Source organism: Pseudomonas sp. PF05 (assembly GCF_056521845.1).
The window spans coordinates 101,528-113,689 of the sequence record NZ_JBWLPW010000009.1; the positions used below are offsets into that span (position 1 = coordinate 101,528).

Annotated in this window: 17 protein-coding genes; all 17 read left to right on the plus strand. The window is 61.0% G+C overall.

From position 1 onward, the window contains the following. Positions 1 to 11: 11 nt before the first annotated feature. Genes AC09SL_RS16560 through AC09SL_RS16640 form a run of 17 tightly spaced genes read left to right on the plus strand, consistent with a single transcriptional unit; the run spans position 12 to position 12,159 of the window. Complete coding sequence (locus AC09SL_RS16560; protein WP_058545803.1) at positions 12 to 263, plus strand: holin; 252 nt, start codon at positions 12 to 14, stop codon at positions 261 to 263. Next, positions 260 to 769: a glycoside hydrolase family protein gene (locus tag AC09SL_RS16565; protein ID WP_058545804.1), complete on the plus strand. Its 510-nt coding sequence runs from the start codon at positions 260 to 262 to the stop codon at positions 767 to 769. The genes AC09SL_RS16560 and AC09SL_RS16565 overlap by 4 nt, the downstream gene beginning before the upstream one ends. Before the next feature lie 25 nt (positions 770 to 794). Beyond that, positions 795 to 1,142: a crAss001_48 related protein gene (locus AC09SL_RS16570; protein WP_058545805.1), complete on the plus strand. Its 348-nt coding sequence runs from the start codon at positions 795 to 797 to the stop codon at positions 1,140 to 1,142. Between the two features lies 1 nt (position 1,143). Further along, on the plus strand, positions 1,144 to 1,608 hold the full coding sequence (locus AC09SL_RS16575) for a lysis system i-spanin subunit Rz (protein WP_058545806.1): 465 nt from the start codon (positions 1,144 to 1,146) through the stop codon (positions 1,606 to 1,608). 3 nt (positions 1,609 to 1,611) lie between these two features. After that, complete coding sequence (locus tag AC09SL_RS16580) at positions 1,612 to 1,824, plus strand: hypothetical protein (protein WP_058545807.1); 213 nt, start codon at positions 1,612 to 1,614, stop codon at positions 1,822 to 1,824. A 2-nt stretch (positions 1,825 to 1,826) separates the two neighbouring features. Next, a complete protein-coding gene (locus AC09SL_RS16585) occupies positions 1,827 to 2,363 on the plus strand; it encodes a terminase small subunit (protein ID WP_058545808.1) in 537 nt (178 codons plus the stop codon). Further along, on the plus strand, positions 2,341 to 3,846 hold the full coding sequence (locus AC09SL_RS16590; RefSeq protein WP_058545809.1) for a hypothetical protein: 1,506 nt from the start codon (positions 2,341 to 2,343) through the stop codon (positions 3,844 to 3,846). Before AC09SL_RS16585 ends, AC09SL_RS16590 begins: the two co-directional genes overlap by 23 nt. A 2-nt stretch (positions 3,847 to 3,848) precedes the next feature. After that, positions 3,849 to 4,199, plus strand: a complete 351-nt coding sequence (locus AC09SL_RS16595; protein WP_058545810.1) for a hypothetical protein — start codon at positions 3,849 to 3,851, stop codon at positions 4,197 to 4,199. Between the two features lies 1 nt (position 4,200). After that, the gene (locus AC09SL_RS16600; protein ID WP_058545811.1) at positions 4,201 to 5,895 is read left to right on the plus strand and encodes a portal protein; all 1,695 of its coding nucleotides are present in this window, start codon (positions 4,201 to 4,203) and stop codon (positions 5,893 to 5,895) included. Next, a complete protein-coding gene (locus AC09SL_RS16605) occupies positions 5,895 to 6,206 on the plus strand; it encodes a Bbp19 family protein (protein ID WP_058545812.1) in 312 nt (103 codons plus the stop codon). Before AC09SL_RS16600 ends, AC09SL_RS16605 begins: the two co-directional genes overlap by 1 nt. Next, positions 6,199 to 6,870 (plus strand): hypothetical protein, encoded by a 672-nt coding sequence (locus AC09SL_RS16610; RefSeq protein WP_058545813.1) that lies wholly within the window; start codon positions 6,199 to 6,201, stop codon positions 6,868 to 6,870. Before AC09SL_RS16605 ends, AC09SL_RS16610 begins: the two co-directional genes overlap by 8 nt. A 17-nt stretch (positions 6,871 to 6,887) precedes the next feature. Next, on the plus strand, positions 6,888 to 7,880 hold the full coding sequence (locus AC09SL_RS16615) for a major capsid protein (RefSeq protein ID WP_058545814.1): 993 nt from the start codon (positions 6,888 to 6,890) through the stop codon (positions 7,878 to 7,880). Between the two features lie 33 nt (positions 7,881 to 7,913). Continuing rightward, positions 7,914 to 8,354, plus strand: coding sequence for a Bbp16 family capsid cement protein (locus AC09SL_RS16620; protein ID WP_058545815.1), 441 nt, complete (start codon positions 7,914 to 7,916; stop codon positions 8,352 to 8,354). Positions 8,355 to 8,365: 11 nt separating this feature from the next. Continuing rightward, on the plus strand, positions 8,366 to 8,707 hold the full coding sequence (locus tag AC09SL_RS16625; RefSeq protein WP_058545816.1) for a hypothetical protein: 342 nt from the start codon (positions 8,366 to 8,368) through the stop codon (positions 8,705 to 8,707). A 59-nt stretch (positions 8,708 to 8,766) separates the two neighbouring features. Continuing rightward, complete coding sequence (locus AC09SL_RS16630; RefSeq protein ID WP_058545817.1) at positions 8,767 to 9,366, plus strand: phage connector family protein; 600 nt, start codon at positions 8,767 to 8,769, stop codon at positions 9,364 to 9,366. Further along, positions 9,363 to 11,705: a phage tail protein gene (locus AC09SL_RS16635; protein ID WP_058545818.1), complete on the plus strand. Its 2,343-nt coding sequence runs from the start codon at positions 9,363 to 9,365 to the stop codon at positions 11,703 to 11,705. Before AC09SL_RS16630 ends, AC09SL_RS16635 begins: the two co-directional genes overlap by 4 nt. Further along, positions 11,695 to 12,159, plus strand: a complete 465-nt coding sequence (locus AC09SL_RS16640) for a phage protein Gp13 family protein (protein ID WP_058545819.1) — start codon at positions 11,695 to 11,697, stop codon at positions 12,157 to 12,159. The genes AC09SL_RS16635 and AC09SL_RS16640 overlap by 11 nt, the downstream gene beginning before the upstream one ends. Positions 12,160 to 12,162: the final 3 nt, after the last annotated feature.

A 12,162-nucleotide genomic window follows, 5' to 3' on the forward strand; every position in this document is an offset into this window, starting at 1 on the left:
GGAGTTCAAACATGGCCAACCCGACGCCCGAGAGCATCGTAGAGGTGGTGGGTGCGTCAGTGGCCAACAAAGGCATGATGGTTGGTGCGGCAACAGGCGTTGCAGGCTGGTTGTCCCAGGTCAACTGGATCGGGATTGCCGGTGTTGTCGTTGCAGTCCTTGGCTTGCTCATCAGCACCTATTTCCAGATCCGCCGGGATCGCCGAGAGCACGCCGAGAGCGCTGCCCGCATCCAGGCGTTGCGTGACCAGTGCCGCCCATGAACAACCGCCAGCGCGTTGCCGTAGGCCTGCTCACCATGAGCCTGGCCGGCATCGGTGCCTGGAAAACGAACGAGGGCTACACCGACCACGCGGTCATCCCCACCAAGGGTGACGTACCAACGATCGGCCACGGCTCGACCCGCTACGAAGACGGCACACCGGTCCGCATGGGCGACACCATCACCCCGAAGCGCGCCGACGTGCTGGCCCGCAACCTGATCGGCCAGGACGAGAAGATGTTTGCCGCGTCCCTGCCGGGCGTGAAGCTGAATCAAGCCGAGTTCGACCTGTACATGGACTTCATAGGTCAGTACGGCATCGGCACCTGGCGCAAGGGCTCGATGCGCCGCGACCTGTTGGCCGGCAACTACGTCCAGGCCTGTCACGACCTGCTCAAGTACAAGTTCGCCGCTGGCTACGACTGTTCCACACCGGGCAACAAGCGTTGCCCAGGCGTGTGGTCGCGACAACTCAAGCGCTATGCCAAGTGCATGGCGGCTCAATAACCCCGTGACCACCGAGATAATCGAGATGACCCAGGAATACATCGGCACCAAACAGATCACCGGCTGGCCTGCCATGAAAGATGGCATCGAAGGCTATGGCGTGAAGTACGAGGACGGTTACACCAGTTGGAGCCCGAAGGACGTTTTCGAAAAGGCGTACATCGGGATCGGCCAGGTGAAGGCGCTTCCTCCGCATGTACAGCGGATGATTGGTGAGAAGGCGCAGAACGATGACCGTCTTGCCAAGCTGAACGCATTCATCAAAACCCCAGGCTTCCGTGAGTTGAGCGCCAAGTCGCAAGAGCTGCTGACGACCCAGGCCGGAGCAATGACCGAGCTGTCCGAGATCCTGGCGCAGAGGATTGCCCTCTAGCATGACTCGCTACCTGATCGCCGGCCTTGCTGTTGCGCTGATCCTCGCTGGCTGGCGCCTAGATCACGTCAGCAACAGCCTGGACAGAGCCAAGGCCGTCATCAGCGGCCAGGTGGACACGATCAACACGCTTGAGGCTGCCGCGCAGTCTCGCCGCAACACCCAAAAGCTACTGGCCAAACTCGACACCGAACACACAAAGGCCCTGACCGATGCTCAAGCCGCTAATAACCAGCTTCGTGCTGATGTCCGCAATGGCACTCGCCGCCTGTCAGTCAAAGCCACCTGTCCCGCTGTGCGAGACACCACCACCTCCACCAGCCTGGGTGATGCAGAAGCGCGAGCCGAACTTGACCCAGCGTCTGGTGAACGAATTGTCGCCATCACCGACGACGGCGACCAAGGACTGATTGCTCTGCGTGCTGCGCAGGCCTACATCGCCAACGTCTGCCTGAAAGGAAACTGACCCATGCCAACCTTCAAAGTCCGCACCTACGAAGAGAACGTCACCGTCGAGGCTGACGCAGTCGAGCACTGCACTGATGGTGTGCGCCTGCTGTTCTGGACCAATGACAAGATCACCGCCGGTTTTTCGCGTTACCTGTGGGTGCAAGAGGTGAAGGCTGAGCCTGTCGCTGATGCGCCTGTGACCGAAGAGCCTGCCGAGTCAGTGAGCGAATAACCATGGCTGATCCGACCGGTAAGCGTGCTCGCTTCGTGGATGAGTACCTTATCGACCTGAATGCCACTCAGGCTGCCGTACGGGCCGGATACAGCGAAAAGACGGCTTATTCCCAGGGTCAGAGGCTGTTGAAGGATGTTGAGGTCCAGGCGCAGCTACAGAAGCGCATGACGGATCGCGAGAAACGCACCGAGATCAATGCCGATTACGTGCTGAAGCGCCTGGTTGAGATCGATCAGCTCGACGTGCTGGACATCTTGCAAGACGACATGAGCTTCAAGCCCTTGTCGGAGTGGCCGAAGGGCTGGCGCCAGTATCTGGTCGGCTTCGATATCGCCGAGATGTTCGAAGGCTCGGGCGAAGACCGTTCAATGGTCGGCCTGATGAAGAAGATCAAGTGGCCGGACAAGGTCAAGAACCTCGAACTCCTTGGCAAGCACGTCAATGTGAACGCCTTCCGCGACCAGGTGAGCGTTGATGTCAACGTTTCCCTATCTGAGCGGATGGCAAAAGCCCGTGAACGCGCCAGCAAAGATTGACCTCGAACAGCAACTGGTCGAGGACATCCTTTCATTTGCTGACGATCCACTGGGCTATGTCTGGTACGCGTTTCCCTGGGGAGAGCCGGGCACTGAGCTGGCGAACAAGACCGGTCCCAGGCAGTGGCAGATAGATGTCCTCGACTCGATCGGCAAGAAGATCCGAGGTGGCGCCAAGGACCTGGGCGATGTCATCCATGAGGCAGTAGCGAGCGGCCACGGTATCGGTAAGTCCGCCCTGGTGTCCTGGATCATCAAGTGGGCGTTGGACACCGCCATCGACACGCGCGGCGTTGTGACGGCCAACACCGAAACCCAGCTCAGGACCAAGACCTGGCCCGAGGTGGCGAAGTGGAACCGGTTATCCATCACGGCCCACTGGTTCAGGCTCACAGCCACGGCGCTGATCAGCACCGACCCGGAGCACGAAAAGAACTGGCGCATAGACGCCGTGCCCTGGTCGGAGAGCAACACCGAGGCCTTCGCCGGCCTGCACAACGAAGGCAAGCGCCTGTTGCTGATCTTCGACGAGGCCTCAGCCATTGCTGACCTGGTGTGGGAAGTGGCCGAGGGTGCGCTGACGGACGAGAACACAGAGATCATCTGGGCAGCCTTCGGTAACCCGACCAAGAACACTGGCCGGTTCCGCGAGTGCTTCACCCGATACAAGCACCGCTGGAGCCACCGGCAAGTCGACAGCCGCACGGTGGACGGCACCAACAAGACGCAAATCGCCAAATGGCAGGCGGACTACGGCGAAGACAGCGACTTCTTCCGCATCCGTGTTCGCGGCATGTTCCCGAGGGCTTCCGAATTGCAACTGATCCCGTCCGACTGGGTAGCCGCGGCGATGAAGCGCGAGCCTGTGTATGGCCTGGATGACGCCATGGTCTGCGGTATCGACATTGCCCGGGGCGGTGCGGACAGCAACGTGATCGTGTTCCGCCGCGGCCTCGATGCTCGTTCGATCAAGGCCATGAGCATTCCCGGCAGTGAGACGCGCGACACCACGCTGTTCATCGCCAAGGTCTGCACCGTGGTCCAGGAGCATCGTCCTGACGCCGTGTTTGTTGACTCGACCGGTGTCGGTGGCCCTGTTGCTGACCAACTGCGCCGCCTGATGCCTGGGATCGTCATCCTCGACGTGAACTTCGCCAGCGCTGCACCTGATCGCCACTACGCCAACATGCGCACCTACATGTGGTGGAGGCTGCGTGAAGGCCTGCGTGCCGGCCTGGCCCTTGAGGAAAACACCGAACTTGAGTCGGAACTGACCTCGCCCATGTACGGGCACAACGGCAGCGATCAGATCGCGCTGGAAAAGAAAGACGCCATCAAGAAGCGCCTCGGTCTGTCGCCTGACTATGCCGACGCCCTGGCCCTGACCTACGCAATGCCCGTGATGAAGAGCCAGTACACCGGAACCGGTGGCGGCCCCAACAGCGAACTGGAATCCGATTACGACCCCTATGCGGAGGCATAAACATGTGCGGCAAGAAGATCAAAAAACTGATGAACAAGGTCATCGACCTGGACCCACTGCGTGGCGGTGACGTGATCCTGGAGGGCATGGGCTTGCCCAACCTGACCGGCGAGAACACCGGCTTCCTGAACAAGGCTGAGCGCGAGAAGGCAGCGGCTGAGGCAGCATCCGGCTCGGGCACATCGGTGAATCCAGCAGCGCCAACGACCAGCAGCGACTCGGTACAGGCCGCTATAGATGCTGAGCGCCGCCGCCGCCTGGCCCAGTCCGGTCAGAACGGCACCATCCTGACCGGTGCATCCGGCCTTCTTGGCGGTGCCAACACCGGCCAGAAAACGTTGTTGGGGGTGTAAGTTGGCTGACTCCCTGCGCGAACAGCTCGACAAACGCCTGGCACGGCTGAAGCAGGAGCGCGACAGTAACTGGCTGCCTGAGTGGCAGGAGCTGAGCGACTACATCCTGCCCCGGGCTGGCCGGTTCAACACTACTGACGTGAACCGCGGGCAGCGCCGGGACAAGAAGATCATCAACCCGCGCGCCACGTTCGCCGCTCGGGTCCTGGCCGCCGGCATGCACAGCGGCATGACCAGCCCGGCATCGCCCTGGTTCAAGCTCGGCACACCTGACCCAGGCCTGATGCAGTACGGCCCGGTGAAGGAATGGCTATACGCCGTCGAGAAGGCGATGCGCGAAGTCATGGCCCGCTCGAACCTCTACAACGTGCTGCCCACCGTGTACGGGGAAGAGGGCGTATTCGGTACTGCCGCCATGGCTGCGCTACCGGACGAGCGCGACACCGTGCGGTTCTACCCGTTCACCTGTGGCAGCTACATGATCGCCAACAGCGACCGCCAGCAGGTGGACACGCTGTATCGCGAATTCAAGATGACTGCGCGCCAGATGGAACAGCAGTTTGGCAAGGAGGCGCTAAGCCAGACCGTGCGCACGTTGCTCGACAGCAACAGTGAGGCTTGGGTAGACGTGTGCCACGCGACCGAGCCCAACGACAAGCGCGAGCAGGGCCGCAAAGACAACACCAACATGGCCTATCGGTCCGTGTACTGGGAGAAGGGCGGCGACAAGGACAAGCTGTTGCGCCAGTCGGGCTTCCAGGAATTCCCGGTCATGGCTCCGCGCTGGGATGTGCTTGGCGAGGACGTCTACGGCACCGGCCCAGGCTCGCAATGCATCGGCTCGACCAAGGCGCTGCAGCTCATGGAGCGCCGTAAGGCTGAAATGATGGAGAAGGGCGTTCGTCCGCCAATGGGCGCACCTGCCAGCCTAAAAGGGCAGCGCGCCTCAATCCTGCCTGGCGGCATCACTTACCTGAACGACATGCAGATCGGTGCCAAGTTCGAGCCGCTGTATATGGTCAACCCAGCGTGGATCGGCCAGTTGCGCGGTGAGATCCAGGCCGAAGAGCAGATCGCCGACACCGCGTTCTTCGTCGATCTGTTCCTGATGATCAGCCAGATGGACAGCGTGCGCACGGCCTACGAGATCGCCACGCGCAAGGAAGAGAAGATGCTGATGCTCGGCCCAGTGCTGGAGCGCCAGAACGACGACCTTCTGGACCCGTGCATCGACCAGGTGTTTCACCTGATGGTTGAACAGTCGATTTCGCGCTGGATGGGTCTGCTCCCGGGTAACCCGCTGCTGCCACCACCTCCGAAGGAACTGGGCAACCTGGACCTGCGCATCGAATACACCAGCATCCTGGCCCAGGCCCAACGGGCAGTGGAGGGCGGCAGCATCGAGCGCGCCATTGGATTCGCCGGCACCGTCGCCAACATCAAGCAAGACCCGTCAGCCCTGGACCTGCTCGACACCGACAACGCCCTGCGTGAGTACTTCAAGGCTGTCAGTGTGCCGCCAACCCTGGTCCGCTCCGACGATGCCGTCTTGGCGATCCGCGAGCAGCGCGACCAGGCCATGCAGGCCCAGCAGATGCAACAGGACCTGGGCGCAGTCATTCAGGGCGCACAGCTGCTCAGCGAGACAGACACCAGCGGCAACAATGCCCTGACCCAGCTGGCGGGTGCCGTGTGATGGATGACCTCAACGAACAGGAAGAGAAAGCCAGGATCGAGGAAATGACTGCCCGCGATCAGGAGGTGGCCGACTTCCTCTGGCTGATGGGTGACCCTCGCGGGCGCCGCTTCATGTGGCGAATGATGGGGCAGTGCAAGGTGTTCCAGCCCTCATTCAACACACACGGAGGGGTTATGAATTTCAACGAAGGCCAACGAAATGTTGGCCTTTTTCTTTTGGGCGAAGTGAACCAGCTGTGCCCGGCGCGATTCGCCGTCATGGCCTCCGAAAACGCCACGCAACCAGTAGAGGAAGAATCCCATGACTGATGTAACTGCCGCTCCCGCTCAGGACACCACCGCCGCGCCAGCAGCCGCAACGCAGTCGGATACCACCGTGCTCACCCCGAGCGCTCCAGCAGCCGACCCGGCACCAGCCACTGCTGATGCAGTAGCCAAGCCGGATGACACCAAGCCAGCCGACGCAAGTACCAAGGAAGGCGATGCGGCCAAGCCAGAGGGCGCGCCCGAGGCCTACACCGACTTCACCCTGCCGGAAGGCATGGAGCTCGACGCCGACGTTCTTGGCGAGTTCACCGCCTTTGCGAAGGAGCTGAACCTGCCCCAGGACAAGGCGCAGAAGATCGTCGATTTCCAAACGAAGCTGGCAACCAAGCAGGCCGAGGAGTACCAGGCCGCTGCACTCAAGCAGGGCCAGGAGTGGGCCACGGCAGTCAAGAACGATCCAGAACTTGGCGGCGCCAACTACGACAAGAGCGTAGCCAGTGCCGTGAAGGTGATTCAGTCGTTCGGCGACGACGGCTTGCGGGAACTGCTCAACGGCTCAGGCCTGGGCAATCACCCCGCGCTGTTCAAGTTCTGCCACCGCATCAGCCAGGCGATCTCGGAAGACAAGTTCGTCTTGCCGGGCAGCCAATCATCCACCGGCCGCAAGTCGAACGAAGAAGTTTTCTACGGCGGCAACAAGTCTTAACCACGGAGTAAACACGCATGGCTACCATCGCGAACACCGCCATCACCCTGGCGGATTGGGCAAAGCGTCAAGACCCAGACAACAAGCAGGCCCGCATCGTGGAGATGTTGGATCAAACCAACGAAATCCTGACCGACATGCTTTGGCTGGAAGGCAACCTGCCAACCGGTCACCGCACCACGGCGCGCACGGGCCTGCCCTCCGGCACCTGGCGCGCACTGAATGGCGGTATCGCCACCGGCAAGTCCACCACCGCACAGATCGACGAGACCTGCGCAATGCTGGAAAACCTCGGTGTTGTGGACGTAGCGCTGGCCGATCTGAACGGCAACACCGCAGCGTTCCGCCTCTCGGAAAACTCGGCCTTCATCGAGGGCATGAACCAGGACATGGCTACCGGCCTGTTCTACAACAACGATTCGCTGGCTCCTGCCCAGTTCCTGGGGCTGGCGCCGCGCTACAACGACAGCACCGCAAAGAACGGCCAGAACATCATCAAGATGGGCGGCGCAGGCTCGGACAACACCTCGATCTGGCTGGTTGTGTGGGGTGATCAGTGCGTACACGGCATCTACCCGAAAGGTTCGAAGGCCGGCATTGAACACAACGACATGGGCATTGAGCTGGTGGACGACGGTACCGGGAAGAAATTCCGCGCCTACCGCGACCACTACAAGTGGGTACCGGGCATCGCGCTTCGCGACTGGCGCTATGCGGTCCGCATTTGCAACATCGATGTTTCCGACCTGCTCGCCGACACCACTGGCGCATCGGTGAAGATCATCGAGGCAATGATCCGTGCCGTTCACCGCATCCCGAACCTGAAGATGGGGCGTTCCGCGTTCTACATGAACCGCACCATCCTGGAATGCCTGGACATCCAGGCGATGAACAAATCCAACGTCCAACTCAAGATCCAAGAGTACGACGGCGAGTTCATCACCAGTCTGCGCGGCGTGCCTTTCCGCACCGTTGACGCCCTGCTCAACAACGAGGCCCCAGTGGTCTAAGGCCGCTGTCCCTCGCTCATTGGAGACCTGAACATGATCACCGACAAACTCAATACCTTCAGCAACGGCCAGGCGGTCACGGCTTCTGCCGCGTCCACTGATGTCCTGGACCTGGGGCCGCTGACCCACGGCAACACCCGCCGCGACATTGGTGCGGGCGAGCCGATTTACCTGGTTGTCGCCGCCCTCACTACGGCAACCGCAGGCGGCGCTGCCACTACCAACATCCAACTGCAGACCAGTGACGACAACAGCACCTGGGTGACGCTTTTTGACTCTGGTTCGCTGGCCCTGTCCGCTCTCACCGCCGGCGCTCGCCCGGTTCAGGTGGCCGTTCCGCGTGGCGTGCGCCGCTATCTGCGCGTGAACTACATCATCGGCACCGGCCCACTCACTGCTGGTAGCTTCTTTGCCGGCCTGGTCAAAGACGTACAAGACAACACCAAGTACGCCAGCGGCTTCGCGATCCTGTAAGGGGGTGATCCATGCAAGTTACAGCGAAAGAGCGCGGTTTCTACGGAGGCGGCATCAAGGACCCGGGCGACACCTTCGTGCTGACCGACAAGAAGCACTTCAGCGACCAATGGATGGTCAAGGGTACGGAAGCCCCGGCCAAGGATGCGCCGTCCTTCACCGGCTACGTGTCTGCTCGCAGCGCCGCCGGCAAGTTCGTCGTCAAGGATGCAGCCGGCCAGATGATCGGCACCTTCACCGGCACCAAGGCTGAAGCCGATGCAGAGGCCGAGCGCCTGAACCAGGGCGGCGACATTGCCCCGGCCAAGGATGCGCAGGACGACGGCAACGACAGCGACCTGCCCGACGCCTGATTCTCCCGCAACAAACCTAAGGGCCCTTCGGGGCCCTTTCTAATTTCTGGGGTTCCCGAATGCCAAGCGATATCGAGATCTGCAACATCGCGCTCTCGCGGGTTGCGCACACTCAGCCGATTGTGTCGTTCACGGAAAAGAGCAAGGCGGCCGAGCTGTGCAGCGTGTTCTTCGGCACGCTGCGTGAGCTGGTGTTGACTGAATTTCCGTGGCCGTTCGCTGAATCCATCGTGACCCTGGCCGATATCGGTAGCCCTGCGCCTGGCTGGCTGTATCGCTATCGCTACCCGGCCGACTGCCTCAAGGTTCGGGAAATCATCATCCCTGGCCAGCGCCGACCACTGTCGAGCGATCAGCAGATTCCATACAAGATCGGCTACGACCCCGGCGGCCGGGTGATCCACACCGACCAGGAAGAGGCCGGCGTGCGGTTCACGTTCAAGGTTGAGGACTCGACTTTCTTCGACCCGCTGTTTGCCGACGCACTGGCTTGGCGCCTGGGTCAGGACCTGGCGCTGCCGCTCAGCTCCAAGCCTGACTTGCAGCAGTACTGCCAGCAGCAATACGAAATGGCGAAGACGCGCGCCCAGGGCTCGGCCTTCGAAGAATCGCAGGACGATCCAGAGCCTGAATCCGAATTCGTCACGGTGCGCTCATGACCAGCGCCCTGCAGCCAACCTTCGCCGCCGGCGAACTGTCACCGTCGGCCAGCGCGCGTACCGACATAGCCCGCTATTACACCGGACTGAAACTGTGTCGCAACTTCATGGTCATGCCGTACGGCGGCGTGCGCAACCGTCCTGGCACCAAGTTTGTGTGCGAGGTGGCGGACTCGACCAAGCTGAACCGATTGATCCCGTTCCAGTTCAACGATGAGCAGACCTACATCCTGCAGTTCAGCGATCAGCTCATGCGTGTGATCAAGGATGGAGGCCAGGTGTTGTTCGGCCCCGGGCCTTTCGAGGGGCTGCCGTACCAGATCATTATGCCTTACGCCCAGTCGAGCCTGAGTCAACTGAATTTTACCCAGTCCGCCGATGTGATGACGTTCGCCCACACGTCGTATAGGCCGCGCGAGCTTAGCCGCCTGGCCCATGACAATTGGACAACAGCGGAGCTGAATTTAGCCCCGCGCATCGCAGCACCGGCCTCGGCAACAGCCACGCCAACGGCAGGCACCGGCGTCCAGCAGTCATGGCGCTATCAGGTTACCGCCGTGCTGGATGACGGCAACAGCATCGACGAATCCCTGCCGGTCACCTCGAACGCCGTGACGATCTTTGCGGACACCGCATCAGCCACCATCGTGTGGCCGGCGGTCACTGGCGCCACGTATTACATCGTGTACAAGGACAATGCCGGCGCCGGTATCTACGGCTTCATTGGCCGGGCCACGGCCCTGACATTCACCGACCGCAACATCACAGCGGTGAAGACCGACACGCCGCCGAACGGTGCCGATCCGTTCGTGGGAGCGAACAACTATCCTGGCGCCGTGGGCTACTTTCAGCAACGCCTCGTCTTTGCTGGCAGCAATCTGAGCCCGCAAACCTTTTGGATGAGCAAGACCGGCCTGTTCAAAAACTTCGGCTACTCGATCCCCAACAAGGACGACGACGCCATCACGTTCACCATTGCCAGCACTGAGGTGAACAAAGTCCGCCACCTGATCGGGCTTCGCAAGTTGCTGGGCCTGACTTCAGGCGGTGAATGGACCTTCACTGGTGGTGACTCGGGGCTGACAGCCAAAAGCATTCAGGCCAGCCAGGAAGGGTATGACGGTTCCGCCCTGGTCCCGCCGGTTGTGGTTGGCACCAGCGCGGTGTACGTCCAGGCCCGCGGCAATCGAGTGTCGTCCTTTGGCTACTCGCTCGACGCTGATGGCTTTGCAGCTGATGACCTGACGCTGTTCAGTGCCCACCTGTTTCGCGGGTACGAACTGACCAGCGTTGCCTACCAGAAGATCCCCGACTCGATCGTCTGGTACGTGCGCGACGACGGTAAGCTCCTGGGCATGACCTACCTGCCAGAGCAGCAGCTTGTGGGCTGGCACTGGCACGACACGGACGGGTTCGTCGAGTCCATCGCCTGCATCCCAGAGGGCCAGGAAGACGCGCTCTATATGGTGGTGCGCCGCACGATCAATGGCGTTCAGAAGCGCTACGTCGAGCGCATGGCTACGCGCCAGGTGCTTTCGATCGAGGATGCGTTCTTTGTGGATTGCGGCCTGACCTACGACGGGCGCAACACCAATGCAGCCAAAACGATGCTGTTGTCTGGTGGTACGACTTGGGAATATCCCGAAGTCCTGACCATGACGGCCTCGGGGCACGCGCCGTTCACGGCCAGCAGTGTCGGGGTCAACTATTCCCTGAAGCTGACCACCACCGACGCGAACGAGGACGAAACCACTGATACGGTACGGGCTGAGGTCGTCGGCTACACCAGCTCAACCGTGGTTACGGTCAAGCTACTGATTGTTTGCCCCGAAGCCCTGCGCAACGTGGCCACCTCCGATTGGGCGCGCCAGGCGAAAACCATTTCAGGCCTTAGCCACTTAGAAGGGAAGACTGTTTCCATTCTTGCCGACGGCAGTGTTCATCCGCAGCGTGTGGTATCCGGTGGCTCTGTTGTGCTGCAAGAGGCCGCTGGCGTGGCGCACATAGGCCTGCCGTACAAGTCGGACATGGAAACGCTCGACCTTGAGCTCAAGAACGGTAACGAAACCGTTCTCGACAAGAAAATTGCCGTCACGTCGTTGACGGTCATGGTTGAGGAATCCCGAGGAATCTTCGCCGGCAAGGACAAGAATTCGCTGTATGAGGCCAAAACAGAGCGGGACACCTACGAGCAGGCGCTCGACTCACTCACCGGCCAAACTGATATCAACATTTCCAACGACTGGCAGGGCAAGGGCCGGATATTCATTCGTCAATCCGATCCACTGCCACTGACGGTCTTGGCCGTGATTCCAGAGGTAACCATCGGTGGCCGCTGAAGTCCTGCCGGTATCGGCTGATGATGTGCCGGCCATCCTGCCGTTCGTGCGTCAGGCGGACATTGACGAAATCACCGAAGCCCTGGGCATCCCCATGGAAGAGGCGCTGATTGATGCCGTCACGGACAGCCTCAACGCCAAGAAGATCGTGGTCGATGGCCAGGTGGTCGCGGTGTTCGGCGATGCCACCTACAGCATTCTTGGTTCGGTTGGGGTTCCGTGGCTGATCAGCACCGTGCATGTCGAGCGCCATGCCCGGGCATTCCTGAAGGTCTGCAAGCCAGAAGTACAGGGCATGCTCACCCGGCACCAGCACCTTCTGAATTACGTAGATGCCCGCAACACAGCCGCTATCCGCTGGCTGAAGTGGCTGGGCTTCACCTTCGGCCCGGCTATCCCCTACGGCCCCAAGGGCTTCCCGTTTCACCCATTCACATTGAACAGAGAGAATTGATTA

Excerpts from the sequence above, each read along its gene's own strand:
- AC09SL_RS16610 (WP_058545813.1), top strand. The coding sequence starts at position 6,199 with ATGACTGATGTAACTGCCGCTCCCGCTCAGGACACCACCGCCGCGCCA.
- AC09SL_RS16585 (WP_058545808.1), top strand. The coding sequence starts at position 1,827 with ATGGCTGATCCGACCGGTAAGCGTGCTCGCTTCGTGGATGAGTACCTT.
- AC09SL_RS16605 (WP_058545812.1), top strand. The coding sequence starts at position 5,895 with ATGGATGACCTCAACGAACAGGAAGAGAAAGCCAGGATCGAGGAAATG.
- AC09SL_RS16560 (WP_058545803.1), top strand. The coding sequence starts at position 12 with ATGGCCAACCCGACGCCCGAGAGCATCGTAGAGGTGGTGGGTGCGTCA.
- AC09SL_RS16575 (WP_058545806.1), top strand. The coding sequence starts at position 1,144 with ATGACTCGCTACCTGATCGCCGGCCTTGCTGTTGCGCTGATCCTCGCT.
- AC09SL_RS16615 (WP_058545814.1), top strand. The coding sequence starts at position 6,888 with ATGGCTACCATCGCGAACACCGCCATCACCCTGGCGGATTGGGCAAAG.
- AC09SL_RS16580 (WP_058545807.1), top strand. The coding sequence starts at position 1,612 with ATGCCAACCTTCAAAGTCCGCACCTACGAAGAGAACGTCACCGTCGAG.
- AC09SL_RS16565 (WP_058545804.1), top strand. The coding sequence starts at position 260 with ATGAACAACCGCCAGCGCGTTGCCGTAGGCCTGCTCACCATGAGCCTG.
- AC09SL_RS16595 (WP_058545810.1), top strand. The coding sequence starts at position 3,849 with ATGTGCGGCAAGAAGATCAAAAAACTGATGAACAAGGTCATCGACCTG.
- AC09SL_RS16570 (WP_058545805.1), top strand. The coding sequence starts at position 795 with ATGACCCAGGAATACATCGGCACCAAACAGATCACCGGCTGGCCTGCC.
- AC09SL_RS16630 (WP_058545817.1), top strand. The coding sequence starts at position 8,767 with ATGCCAAGCGATATCGAGATCTGCAACATCGCGCTCTCGCGGGTTGCG.
- AC09SL_RS16620 (WP_058545815.1), top strand. The coding sequence starts at position 7,914 with ATGATCACCGACAAACTCAATACCTTCAGCAACGGCCAGGCGGTCACG.
- AC09SL_RS16635 (WP_058545818.1), top strand. The coding sequence starts at position 9,363 with ATGACCAGCGCCCTGCAGCCAACCTTCGCCGCCGGCGAACTGTCACCG.
- AC09SL_RS16625 (WP_058545816.1), top strand. The coding sequence starts at position 8,366 with ATGCAAGTTACAGCGAAAGAGCGCGGTTTCTACGGAGGCGGCATCAAG.